This window comes from Sutcliffiella cohnii (assembly GCF_002250055.1).
GTDB classification, from domain to species: Bacteria; Bacillota; Bacilli; order Bacillales; family Bacillaceae_I; genus Sutcliffiella; species Sutcliffiella cohnii.
Genome location: NZ_CP018866.1, coordinates 3,029,334 through 3,041,758, shown reverse-complemented (window position 1 = coordinate 3,041,758; position 12,425 = coordinate 3,029,334). Strand labels below are relative to the sequence as shown.

The following is a 12,425-nucleotide window of genomic DNA, read 5'->3' as shown; positions in this document are numbered from 1 at the left end:
ATATATAAAAAACAAGAATTGAGGGGATTACTTTGGAAAATGGTGTAAACCGCGTCGCGTTAATTGGAACAGGTTTTGTTGGTTCTAGCTATGCTTTTGCGTTACTAAATCAAGGTGTCACGGAAGAATTAGTACTTATTGACTTAAATAAAGAAAAATCTGAAGGGGATGCAATGGATTTAAACCACGGAATGGCCTTTGCCCCAACTCCAACAAAAATATGGTACGGGGACTATACAGACTGTGCTCAAGCAGATCTCGTTGTCATTTGTGCTGGTGCGAACCAAAAGCCAGGTGAAACTAGATTGGATCTAGTAGAGAAAAACACAAGAATTTTCAAAAGTATTGTAGATAGTGTAATGAATAGTGGATTTAATGGTATTTTCTTAGTAGCAACGAACCCTGTAGATATATTAACGTATGCAACTTGGAAGTTTTCAGGATTACCGAAAGAAAGAGTCATTGGTTCTGGTACTATTTTAGATACTGCCCGATTCCGTTACCTTTTAGGTGAATATTTTAACGTTGATGCTCGAAATGTTCATGCTTACATTATGGGAGAGCATGGTGATACAGAACTACCTGTTTGGAGTAAGGCTGACATAGGTGGAAAGCCGATATTAGAAATGATGAAGCAAAAAGAAGGATATAAGGAAGAAGACCTTGATGAAATTTTTGTAAACGTTCGCGATGCCGCTTACCATATTATTGAGAGAAAAGGTGCTACTTATTACGGAATAGCAATGGGGTTAGTCCGGCTTACAAAAGCAATTTTACAAAATCAAAATTCGATATTAACGGTGTCCGCATATTTAGATGGTCAGTATGATGGAAAAGATATATACATCGGAGTACCAGCGGTTGTAAACCGTCAAGGAATAAGAGAAATAGTAGAACTAGAACTAAGTGAAAAAGAAAAAGAACAGTTTAAACAATCTGTAGAAGTGTTAACGGCTATTAAAAATGAAGTATTTACAAAAAAATAATAAGTTTATGGAAAAACATGCCGTATAAATGGCATGTTTTTTCTGTTATTGCAAAACATACATGTAGGAGGGATGTAAACACAATGAACTCACTTATAAGAATTATTTTAATGGCAGCTGGGACGTATGCACTTTATCAAAACAGGTATAAAATTATGAACTATCTACTTGGGATTAGTTCTATTAGAAGGTTTGCCGTTACGTTCGGAATGGATCTCCCATTTGTCCGTGACCGTTTTATGTCAGCGATATTTCGCGCGTAATGGAAAGTGTCAAACATATTGTTTGGCACTTTTTTATTTTTTTCCTACTGTTATCACAGGATAATTATAAATGAAAGATATTTCCTAAATTTTAGTAAGCTATTTCATTTGATAGCTTTTCTTTTGCCATGATATAGTTAAAGTATTGAAAACGCCTAACAAATAAAGAGGGGTCTTGAACATGGGGAAAACAATAGCTGTTCCAGAGAAACTAAAAGAATGGATTATTCATACTTTTAATAGGGGGATCAGTCCTGTAGCTATTTTACAGGGAATGGTAGATAAGGGGTATGAAGCGAAATCTGCATATTCAACAATAGCAGCTGTAATTGGACCAGATAAACTAAAAGAAGTTGATTTAAATCAACTAACATATGAATATGAGGATGTAGGGATAAGTACGACTAACAATAAGATTCAAACGAGTGACAGAGATGTAAATATACTACTAAAAATGGAGAAACCATATATTTTATATTTAGATAATGTTTTAAGCAGTGAAGAATGTGATCAACTAATACAGCTTTCGAAAGAGAGATTAAAGCCTTCTACTGTTATTGATCAAAGAACAGGTGAGATAAAACTAGCAACTGGAAGAACAAGTAAAGGTACCTATTTTTCGTTTGATGAAAACGAGTTAATTTCAAAACTAGAAAAAAGAATATCTGAAATTACGAATACTCCTGTTGAAAATGGAGAAGGATTACAAGTGTTAAAATATGAGGTTGGTGAAGAATACAAACTACATTTTGATTTTTTCCCAACAAATAAAGTCGATAACTCAAAAGGTGGTCAAAGAATAGGCACCTTCCTTCTTTATTTAAATGATGTAGAAGCAGGTGGGGAAACGGTTTTTCCGAAAGTAGGATTATCTATCGTTCCGAAAAAGGGGGCAGCAGTTTTCTTTCATTACGGTAATAGTAAAGATCAAGTAGACCGCAAATCTTTACATGCTAGTATTCCAGTTTCTAATGGGGAAAAATGGGTTGCGACGAAATGGATTCGCAAAGGAAAAATATATGAATAGGAACGTTAGCTATGAAAATATTGAAAACATTGTTTTCTAAAACTAAAAACTATGATGTTCATTTCTGCGTGAAAAATATTGACCAGTTTTTTTCTGAAGAGGAACTTGCACGATTCTCGTCCGCATTATTGTCTAAAAAAAATGTCCATTTTCAAGAGTATCATTGCCAGAACAAATGTGAAGAGTGTCGAGTAAATCCGTACGCTTTAGTGAATGGAAAGTTTATCAAGGCAGATAGTCCTGATGACTTACTAAAAAAACTGCTCCAAAAAGTGGAGGGTTGATAAAAATAAACAAAGAGGTGCCAAAGTTGGCATCTCTTTTTTCATCGTTTAGGAAATTTTAAAAGTGGAAAGTTGTGGATAACTACTAACTTTGTGTTGCTACGTCTAGCTCCGGCGGCTTGGCCCTCGAGACATAATTCAGTCACTTCCGGTGGACAAAGAGCGTCCACCTGCAGCGCCGCACCTTTCTTGTCGGGCCAGAACGAGCCGCCTCCGCTTTTGTGTCTAGCTCCGGCGCTTAGGCCCTATCAAACTTCCCTTATCCGAAGTACGATAAGTCAACATCGGCTCCTCCGTCGCCGTGTTTCCTTTATCACAACCGTAACAGTCCAGTTTGTACGGGCCTGAACGAAGCGCCTGCGCTTTTGTTCTTATAATGTAATATTGAGATGGGATGAAATAACATAAATACGTATTATTTCGAGTAAAGTTTTTTACTTTCGTTCTTGTGAAAGGTAAAATAAATAGAATAATAATAATGGTCGCTTAAAGAATAAGGCAGGTGCTGCTCATGTTAATGGATACCGTTTTTTGGAGAATTATTCATCAGTTTGTTATTCAACATGAATATAGAATACTTCATATTTCTGAAACGCAAAAAGAAGTTTGGCTAGAGTCATTACGAAATAAGGATGCTCCAATTATTCGTCTACTTCGATATGACCTTGATTGGGCTATGTGGTTAAAAAGAGATATTGAAAAGACAACATTTCAAGTGGAGCAGTTTAGAAAACAGCTTTTTAAACGTGATTTACAGGCGGTTTCTATTTATGTATCAACATATCCACCAGTAGATGACTGGGAACCTTTAATGGAGAGAGAAGGCAATAAGGAAAAAGTAGACGTTGCACCTATCATATTACATAACCAAAACATTCAAGAAGCAACGAAAAGAGTTTCTGATGTAACAAAAAAGCCTATCATGATTCAAGAAGAAATGGTCCTTGATGATTTAGCTCTTGAACATTTAAAGCAATCTGTCGTTTCTGTTGCAAACAACCGTATCAAAAGAGAAAGAGATGTATTCCAATATGGTAAACCATTCTTTACGTACATTTTTATTGCTGTCCAAGTAATTTTCTTCTTACTGCTTGAAATGAATGGTGGAAGTCAAAATATCCAAACACTTATTGATTACGGTGCAAAATATAATCCGCTAATAATTGATGGTGAATGGTGGAGGTTCTTTACACCAATTGTTCTTCATATTGGATTACTTCATTTAGTGATGAATACGCTAGCCCTTTATTATATTGGCTCAGCAGTCGAAAGAATTTATGGAAGCGCTAGGTTTTTATTTATGTACTTGTTTGCTGGTTTCACTGGGTCTGTAGCTAGCTTTATCTTTACTCCATCTGTATCCGCTGGAGCTTCAGGAGCCATTTTTGGTTGCTTCGGTGCCCTACTTTTTGTTGGAATTGTCATGCCGAAGTTATTTTTACGGACGATGGGAATGAATATTTTAGTGATTGTCGGTATCAATTTGTCGTTAGGTTTTATCATTCCAGGAATCGATAATGCCGGTCATATTGGCGGATTAGTTGGCGGGTTTCTTGCGGCAAGTATTGTTTCGTTACCTAGACAAAAAAAGTCTGTCCGACAGCTTTTAACTGTTTTGGTAACAGCTGCCATTGTATTTTATGGTCTCCAAATAGGCTATACAAACAATGCTGAAGATCCATTAGTTGTTGCAACGCAAGTACAACAGCTTATAGAAAACGAGCAATTAGAGGAAGCTTACGAAAAACTGGCATTATTAGAAGGGCAAGAAAACCTACCTGCAGAGATTTATTTTTATTTTTCGTATATAGAGATAAAACAAGGAGAATTGCAATTAGCGAGAGAAAATTTAGAAAAAGCAATTGCTATTCAACCAAGGTTTCATGAGGCTCATTATAATTTATCGTTAGTTTATATTGAGCTGGATGAATTAGAGCTTGCGTTGGCTTCTGTCGAAAATGCGATAGAAATTGAGAATGTAGAATCTTATACGAGAGTACGAGAAGAGCTTATAAGGATGTTAGGAGAATAGCTTTATGATACTACCGATTGAACGTTGTTGTTCGGTCGGTTTTTATTTGTTTCTTGCATGTGGTGGCAACCTTGAAAATAGAGAGTGGTTTAATTTAGTCCGTCGCACTTCGCTGCAGACACTAGCTTTCCTCGGGAAGGGAGTCAAGTGTCTGTAGCTACGTTCCACTCTCGGTTCTATATATTGAATGGCAAAACATTTTTGTAGTTCTATCTGTACCACCTATCTTCATTCTCCAGGTACAAAATTTATCTTGCATCGTTTCTATCTTGAAAATAGGTAGCAACGGTGAAGCAAGTAGAAAGGCATTTGCATTTTAGTGTATTATTTTAATTTATTTGTTGAATAAGCCTTATTGCTTCCCCGTTAGCCGTTTCGAATAGAACAAGTAGATGAGAAGAGTCTTTTGCTAACAGTATTAATGGCATTGTACTACCGATTGGTGGAATAATAGAGCCGTCGTACGTTTTAATTCCTAAAAAGTATTCTTTATAAATACCTTCCCACAGTTTACCGATTATTTCTTGTGTTTTGTCTTTATTAAAGTTAGGGAATTTTTCAATATCGACTAGTTCCGCTAGTGAATAAGAAAAATAGTTTCGTGATGGAATTTCAAAACTATTTATCGTTCGGTTCCAAGCTTGTGTTAGTTGCTGTTCGCTTACTGTATCGAGCACGTCCTTCCATTCCTTCTGCTCAGAAGTAACTGCCTCTTTAAATGCATGAATAGGTTTTGAACTTGAATCGATAACATAAAGGAAGTCTTTGCTCATCGCTTGCGTACTAGTGATTTCATCTTCAGTGTGTATTTCCCCATGATGAAACGAGATGGACATATAACGGCTACTATCCTCCCCTGACAGGGTAGCTGCTTGTGTTAATGTTTGGCTATTATCCTCCCAATCGCTTAAAACGCCTTTTAAAATACCTTCTTCAAAAAGTAATGAAATATCTTGCCTTAAATAAATCGAGTCGGTTGTCGTCGAACTTACTTCCCAATTAACTTCATAACCGTCACTATTTTTTATTTTCCCTAATGATAGTTGAGTAACTGCCTTTTCAACAGAAACGAAAGGGTCTAGCTTAAAGAAAATAATACTTTCTTTTGTTTCATCTTCAATATTTGTTATAAAAATAAATAATAAAAAGAATGTAAATGCAATTAATGTTAATTTTCTCATAATAGCCTCCTGGTGAAACTTCACTATTACCACCGTATGAGCTTGTCTTTCTGTTTATGTAGGAAATATTTATGAAAAGTGTATGTTTTAATAGAAGGAAGTAAAAAATGGATAGAGACACATATTTGGTTGACAGCATTGGAGGTATGCAAGGTGAGCGGGTACCAACCTAGTAAACCAGTTACAGGAAATTATGAACATGACATGGAATACATAAAAAAACGTTTAGATGTTGATAAAAGCTTTGATTTAATTAATTTAGATTTAGAATATGTCGGTCGTAAATTTGGAATGTTTATGGTCGACGGATTCGCGAAGGATGATATATTACATCTACTCATGAAGTTTCTTGCCTGCCTATCGCCAGAACAATTAGAAGAAGGTACGTTAGATAAACTATTAAAAACATATATACCTTACATAGAAATTGAAACAGTCGATGATTTAGAAAAAGTGGTTGATACAGTATTAGCTGGACCAACTGCTTTAATTATTGAAGGTTTAAAAGAAGCCATTATTATCGATGCTCGGACGTACCCTGTACGCGGTCCAGAAGAGCCAGACACCGAAAGAGTTGTAAGAGGTTCAAGAGACGGATTTGTAGAGACGTTAGTGTTTAACTGTGCACTTATAAGAAGAAGAGTTCGGGATCGGTCATTGAGGATGGAATATACGCAAGTGGGACGTCGTTCGAAAACAGATATAAGTATTTGTTACTTAGAAGACATCGCAGATCCTCATACTGTTAAAAAAGTGAAAGAATCTCTAGATTTAATTGATACAGATGGAATCCCGATGGCGGAGAAAACGATTGAAGAATATGTAGATGGTAGGCACTTCAATCCTTATCCTAATGTTCGCTACACTGAGAGACCTGATACAGCTGCAACACATCTTTTTGAAGGCCATGTACTTATATTAGTAGACGGTTCACCAAGTGCTATTATTGCTCCGACTACATTTTGGCATCATATGCAGCACGCAGAAGAGTATCGAAACAAACCGGTTGTTGGTGCGTACTTGCGATTAGTTCGATTCTTAGCCGTTTGGGCCTCGATTTTTATTTTGCCGTTATGGTATTTATTTGCACTTAATCCTGAATTACTTCCAGAAAGATTGGAGTACATTGGTACTTCTGAGCAAAGTACAGTTCCGTTGCTCGCTCAAATTTTAATTATTGAAGTCGGAATGGACATGTTAAGGATGGCTGCCATTCATACCCCGACTGCATTAGCAACTGCTCTTGGGTTAGTTGCAGCGATATTAATAGGCGATGTTGCTGTAACTGTTGGATTGTTTGTTCCGGAAATCATACTTTATTTAGCAATTGCAGCGATTGGAACGTTCTCTACACCTAGTTATGAAATGAGTCTGGCAAATCGATTGTTCCGCATCGTGTTACTTCTTGCGACAGCTGCATTTGGAGTTACAGGGTTTATGATTGGCTTAGTTGTTCTATTAGTATTGTTAACAAGAATGAAGTCTTATGATGTCCCATACTTATGGCCGTTCATTCCATTTGATTTACGTGCATTTCGAGATGTATTATTCCGGTCTCCAATTCCATTAAAAAACCGACGACCATCCGTCTTACATCCACAAGACCCGGATAGATAAAATCAAAGCGACTGTCTCTTAAAGATTAAAGAGAGACAGTCGCTTTTACCTTATGTAGATAAAATAAAACCGTACTTAGCGGACAGATTAACTTAAATTGTATGACTATTTTAGCGATAGACTAAAAAAACTTGACGAACAAAGCAATTACTTTATACTTGAAAGTGAATGGACTATACCGTAAAAGGTGATAAAATGAAATCGATTACAGATGTAAGAAAATTATTAATTAAGTATGGCGCAATTATTTATATAGGTGATAGAGTAGCAGACCTAGAGCTAATGCAAGATGAACTGAGAGAGCTATATAGATCAAATATATTAGAAGCTTCTGATTTTCAATCTGCGATGATAATTATTCGTAATGAACTATCGAAACTGATGTAGAAAGAGTGACGAAAATGGAAAACAAATGGTATGTTGGTGTCGATCTTGGTGGAACTACAATTAAGATGGCATTTGTCAATGTATATGGAGAAATTATTCACAAGTGGGAAATCCCTACAAATATTAACGAAAACGGAAAATACATTACAACTGATATTGCAAAATCAATTGATAGGAAGTTATCAGAACTAGCAGAATCTAAAAGTAAATTACATGCAATTGGCATAGGTGCTCCAGGCCCTGTTAATTCCGCAAACGGTTCCATTTATGAAGCTGTAAATTTAGGGTGGTCGGATTACCCTCTGAAGGACAGGCTAGAAGTAGAAACAGGCTTACCGGTTATAGTTGACAATGATGCCAACTTAGCTGCTGTTGGTGAAATGTGGAAAGGTGCCGGTGACGGTTCAAAGGAGCTAATTTGTGTAACACTTGGAACAGGTGTTGGTGGAGGAATAATTTCAAATGGTGAAGTAGTAGTAGGAGTAAACGGCGCTGGAGGAGAAATAGGACATATAACAGTAGAGCCTACAAATGGCTACCAATGCAATTGTGGAAAAAAAGGATGTTTAGAAACAATTGCTTCCGCTACTGGAATCGTTCGCCTTGCTAAAGAAGCCATCGCTAAAAATGGAGATAGTGAGCTTGCCATCAGAGCAGAACAAGAAGGCCTATCGGCAAAATTAGTGTTTGATCTTGCGAAAGAAGGGGAACCGATTGCTTCTTCTGTTATTGATTATATTTCTTCTCAGTTAGGCTTAACTCTTGCCAACTTAGCAAATGCATTAAATCCAGAAAAAATAATTCTCGGTGGAGGCGTATCGAAAGCTGGGGAACATTTAGTTCAAAGTATTACATCTCACTTTTTACCATATTTATTTCCGCGCGCTCAAAAAGGAGTTAAATTAGAGTTAGCAACTTTAGGTAACGATGCGGGTGTAATAGGTGCGGCTTATATCGCCAAAACAAAAATATAAAAAAGCCCGTTGTTACCGTGTTTTTCAAATGAAAAAGATGGGTAAAATATAACGGAAGCTATGAAAAGAAGCTTCAAAAAGAAGCTTCTTTTTCATGTGTTTTAATATTTAGAAAATTTAAACTTAAATATTCAATGAAACTTTTTAGGTTGTCCTACGTCTATTATTATAGTTGCTTATTTTTTGAATGAAAAATTAGGCGTAATATTCAACCAATTAGAACAGTATGAAATAACCATTGACTGATTTTAAAAAAAGATTTAAGATATGTGTTATTCCTTTTAATATTTATTCCATAAAAATGGAAAAAGGCATATTGTTGAAAATATACCTCAAAATACTATCTAATTGGTTTTGCATTGAAGGAGGTTTCAAAAATGAAAAAAGGAATAAAAACAAACATTCCTTTTATTCTAGTAGCGGTAACTTTACTATGGATAAAAACGTATATTGTCTATAAAACTAGCTTTAATATAACTATTGAATCCATTAAACAAGAATTTATTTTATTCATTAACCCATTAAGTTCAATATTATTAGTGTTAGGGTTGGCTCTTTTCTTTAAAGAGAAAGGTGCAAAGAGATTTATTATTATTACAAGTATAATTGTTTCCTTTGTCTTGTATGCGAACGCTGTTTACTATCGATTTTTCAACGATTTCATTACAATTCCGCTTTTATTCCAAACAGGAAATATGAGTGACTTAGGAAGCAGTATTACAGAACTAATTAAACCAACGGATCTATTTATGTTCCTTGACGTTGTTATTTTAATTGCATTAATGAAATGGACACCGAACTTCATTAACTTTACTACATGGAGACCTAAGGTGCGCAAAATGTATTTCTTATCCATTGTCGGCATTTTCTTATTCAACTTAGGATTAGCTGAAACAGAAAGACCGCAGTTATTAACACGTACTTTTGACAGAGAAATATTAGTGAAAAATTTAGGAACGTACAATTACCATGTATATGACGCTATTCTACAAACAAAAACTACTGCTCAACGTGCATTAGCGGATGGTAGTGAATTAACAGAAATTCAAAACTATATTAATGCAAAACATAAAGAGCCGAATGATGAATTGTTCGGAATTGCAGAAGGTAAAAATGTTATTGTTGTTAAATTAGAGTCATTGCAAAGTTTTGTTATTGATAACGAGATTAATGGTGAGCCTGTTACACCATTTCTAAATGAGCTTAAAAATGAAAGTTTCTATTTTGAAAACTTCTATCATCAAACTGGTCAAGGAAAAACTTCTGACTCAGAGTTTTTATTGGATAACTCACTATATCCGTTAGGACGAGGAGCGGTTTTCTTTACGCATGCAACAAACGACTATCATACTGCAACACCAAATGTTATTAAGGAATTAGGCTATCACCCTGTCGTGTTCCATGCGAATAACCAAAGTTTCTGGAATCGTGATGTGATGTACCAATCACTTGGCTATGAGCATTTTTACGAAATCAATGATTATGAAATTACAGAAGAAAATTCTATAGGATGGGGATTAAAAGACATCGAATTTTTCGAGCAGTCTATTCCGTATATGGAAGAATTACCTCAACCTTTCTATGCTAAATTTATTACGTTAACGAACCATTTCCCATTCGTTTTAGATGAAGAAGATAGGTTTGTAGATGAGTTTGATTCTAAGAGTAGAACGTTAAACCGATACTTCCCAACGGCTCGTTATATGGATGAAGCTATTAAAGTGTTTTTTGAAGAATTAAAGGCATCTGGCCTCTATGAAGATTCCATTATCATTTTATATGGTGACCACTATGGAATTTCTGAAAACCATAACGAAGCTATGGAGCAATATTTAGGTAAAGAAATTGGTCCTTTTGAAGTAGCTCAATTGCAAAGAGTTCCAATGTTTATTCATATCCCTGGTGTTACGGATGTCAAACCGGAAACATTTGATACCGTTGGAGGTCAAATTGACATTAAACCAACTATTAAACACTTATTAGGAATTGAAACGAAATTTGACATTCAATTCGGTCAAGATTTATTTGCTGAAGACAGAAGTGAGTTCATCGTTTTCCGTGACGGAAGCTTTATAACAGACGAACTTGTTTATACAAAACAAGTTTGCTATGACAAAGAAACGGAACAAGAAACAGACGAAGCAAGCTGTGAGCCGTTTATTGAACAAGCAAAAAAAGAATTACAGTACTCTGACAAAATAATCTACGGTGATTTATTACGTTTTTATAACGGAACGACAATACAAGTAGATGGTTTTGAAGATACAGTTATCCCAGATTAATAAGTAAAAGAGGCTACAGAGTAATATATACTTTGTAGCCTCTTTTTATCGTCTAGTATTATTAGAACTTGGAAATTTTGTAGATAGTACTTAACTAAAGTTCTAACATTGAAATTTTCTCATAGGGTGTATTAGAGCCTTAAAATAGGGGGATAGCAATGTTAGTACAAGTTAGAAAAGGAGATTCTTTATGGTATTATAGCCAGTTATTTTCCGTACCTCTTGAAATGATAGAAGACGCCAATAAAGAAGGTAAATGCGAACATCTCCCAGTAGGAAGTACGGTTAAAATTCCAGCGTATAGGAAAGTGACAGTGGATTTTCAGCCTGGAGATACTTTGTGGACAATTGCTGCGTCGAGAAAACTGCATGTGGATTCTCTATATTTATTAAACCCACATTTACAAAATGTACCCCAGATTGAAATCGGGGTACCGGTTCAAGTTCCTGTAAGAATTGAATCAAAATTAATATATGGTAAAAAGAAATATTGCTATGAAACGATGATGAAAGACATTAAGCGATTAGAAGAAATATACCCGTTTATTAAAACTGAAATAATTGGTCATTCCGTTTTAGGGAGAGCAATCCCCCACATTAAAATTGGAAATGGCCAAAAGCATATACACATTAATGGAAGTTTTCATGCGAATGAATGGATTACAACGGCTATTATTATGACTTTCATCAATGACCTTTTATTATCACTCACGAATAAAACGAGTTTACGAGGTCTATATATGTATCCATTTTATAACGAAGTTACATTATCGTTTGTGCCGATGGTTAATCCAGACGGAGTTGATCTCGTATTGCATGGAGCGGATGCTAGCTATAAAAAACAGGTTGTTGCTATAAATGGTGGTAGTGAAGATTTTACAGGTTGGAAAGCGAACATTAGAGGGGTAGATTTGAATAATCAATACCCAGCCAATTGGGATATAGAAAAGGAACGGAAAATTCCAAAGGCACCAGCTTTCCGTGATTATCCAGGTAATGCTCCATTGACGGAGCCTGAAGCGATTATAATGGAAGAGTTAGCGAATAGAGAACAGTTTGATATGGTTTTAGCTTTTCATACGCAAGGAGAGGAATTGTATTGGGGATACGAAGGGTGCGAGCCAACTGAAAGCGAAGCACTTGCAAAGGAATTCGAACTAGTGAGTAGTTATAAAGCAGTTCGATATGTTGATAGTCATGCAGGTTACAAAGATTGGTTTATTCAAAAATATAAAAAACCAGGCTTTACAATTGAATTAGGTAAAGGCGTAAACCCGTTACCTCTTTCCCAGTTTGATGAAATATACGTAAAATCGCTAGGAATATTTTTAGCCTCTATGTATATTTAGTTGAAAAACTCGTCAATATGACGAGTTTTTCATTTTTCACTTT

11 protein-coding genes are annotated in these 12,425 nt (G+C 35.6%); 10 read left to right on the top strand and 1 reads right to left on the bottom strand.

Annotated elements, in window-relative coordinates:
* The first annotated feature begins 32 nt into the window (after window positions 1–32).
* The 5 genes from BC6307_RS15275 to BC6307_RS15255 all read left to right on the top strand — a co-directional run bounded on the left by BC6307_RS15275 (window position 33) and on the right by BC6307_RS15255 (window position 4,592).
* Entirely contained in the window at window positions 33–986 is a 954-nt protein-coding gene (locus BC6307_RS15275) for an L-lactate dehydrogenase (protein ID WP_066419219.1), read from the top strand.
* An 83-nt stretch (window positions 987–1,069) separates the two neighbouring features.
* Window positions 1,070–1,249, top strand: coding sequence for a hypothetical protein (locus BC6307_RS15270; protein WP_066419217.1), 180 nt, complete (start codon window positions 1,070–1,072; stop codon window positions 1,247–1,249).
* A 181-nt stretch (window positions 1,250–1,430) separates the two neighbouring features.
* A complete protein-coding gene (locus tag BC6307_RS15265; protein WP_066419216.1) occupies window positions 1,431–2,276 on the top strand; it encodes a 2OG-Fe(II) oxygenase in 846 nt (281 codons plus the stop codon).
* Window positions 2,277–2,287: 11 nt separating this feature from the next.
* Complete coding sequence (locus BC6307_RS15260; protein ID WP_066419213.1) at window positions 2,288–2,560, top strand: DUF1450 domain-containing protein; 273 nt, start codon at window positions 2,288–2,290, stop codon at window positions 2,558–2,560.
* A 511-nt stretch (window positions 2,561–3,071) separates the two neighbouring features.
* A complete protein-coding gene (locus BC6307_RS15255; RefSeq protein ID WP_066419836.1) occupies window positions 3,072–4,592 on the top strand; it encodes a rhomboid family intramembrane serine protease in 1,521 nt (506 codons plus the stop codon).
* A gap of 329 nt (window positions 4,593–4,921) precedes the next feature.
* On the opposite strand, the gene BC6307_RS15250 is transcribed toward BC6307_RS15255, so the two are convergent.
* Window positions 4,922–5,773: a hypothetical protein gene (locus tag BC6307_RS15250; protein WP_066419835.1), complete on the bottom strand. Its 852-nt coding sequence runs from the start codon at window positions 5,771–5,773 to the stop codon at window positions 4,922–4,924.
* A gap of 204 nt (window positions 5,774–5,977) precedes the next feature.
* Here BC6307_RS15250 and BC6307_RS15245 point away from each other — a divergent pair, with 204 nt between their 5' ends.
* The 5 genes from BC6307_RS15245 (at window position 5,978) to BC6307_RS15225 (ending at window position 12,382) form a co-directional block, all read left to right on the top strand.
* Window positions 5,978–7,390 carry a spore germination protein gene (locus BC6307_RS15245; protein ID WP_066419837.1) on the top strand — a complete coding sequence of 471 codons (1,413 nt, stop codon included), beginning with the start codon at window positions 5,978–5,980 and terminating at the stop codon, window positions 7,388–7,390.
* Between the two features lie 195 nt (window positions 7,391–7,585).
* Window positions 7,586–7,777, top strand: a complete 192-nt coding sequence (locus tag BC6307_RS15240) for a YqgQ family protein (protein WP_066419833.1) — start codon at window positions 7,586–7,588, stop codon at window positions 7,775–7,777.
* A gap of 14 nt (window positions 7,778–7,791) precedes the next feature.
* Complete coding sequence (locus tag BC6307_RS15235; protein ID WP_066419831.1) at window positions 7,792–8,751, top strand: ROK family glucokinase; 960 nt, start codon at window positions 7,792–7,794, stop codon at window positions 8,749–8,751.
* Window positions 8,752–9,128: 377 nt separating this feature from the next.
* Window positions 9,129–11,033, top strand: coding sequence for an LTA synthase family protein (locus BC6307_RS15230; RefSeq protein WP_066419830.1), 1,905 nt, complete (start codon window positions 9,129–9,131; stop codon window positions 11,031–11,033).
* Window positions 11,034–11,191: 158 nt separating this feature from the next.
* A complete protein-coding gene (locus BC6307_RS15225) occupies window positions 11,192–12,382 on the top strand; it encodes a M14 family metallopeptidase (protein ID WP_066419829.1) in 1,191 nt (396 codons plus the stop codon).
* The last annotated feature ends 43 nt before the right edge of the window (window positions 12,383–12,425 follow it).

Bases quoted from the DNA above. Each gene is read 5' to 3' on its own strand.
- BC6307_RS15225 (WP_066419829.1), top strand. From the start codon at position 11,192: ATGTTAGTACAAGTTAGAAAAGGAGATTCTTTATGGTATTATAGCCAG.
- BC6307_RS15255 (WP_066419836.1), top strand. From the start codon at position 3,072: ATGTTAATGGATACCGTTTTTTGGAGAATTATTCATCAGTTTGTTATT.
- BC6307_RS15240 (WP_066419833.1), top strand. From the start codon at position 7,586: ATGAAATCGATTACAGATGTAAGAAAATTATTAATTAAGTATGGCGCA.
- BC6307_RS15230 (WP_066419830.1), top strand. From the start codon at position 9,129: ATGAAAAAAGGAATAAAAACAAACATTCCTTTTATTCTAGTAGCGGTA.
- BC6307_RS15265 (WP_066419216.1), top strand. From the start codon at position 1,431: ATGGGGAAAACAATAGCTGTTCCAGAGAAACTAAAAGAATGGATTATT.
- BC6307_RS15270 (WP_066419217.1), top strand. From the start codon at position 1,070: ATGAACTCACTTATAAGAATTATTTTAATGGCAGCTGGGACGTATGCA.
- BC6307_RS15235 (WP_066419831.1), top strand. From the start codon at position 7,792: ATGGAAAACAAATGGTATGTTGGTGTCGATCTTGGTGGAACTACAATT.
- BC6307_RS15250 (WP_066419835.1), bottom strand. From the start codon at position 5,773: ATGAGAAAATTAACATTAATTGCATTTACATTCTTTTTATTATTTATT.
- BC6307_RS15260 (WP_066419213.1), top strand. From the start codon at position 2,288: ATGAAAATATTGAAAACATTGTTTTCTAAAACTAAAAACTATGATGTT.
- BC6307_RS15245 (WP_066419837.1), top strand. From the start codon at position 5,978: ATGGAATACATAAAAAAACGTTTAGATGTTGATAAAAGCTTTGATTTA.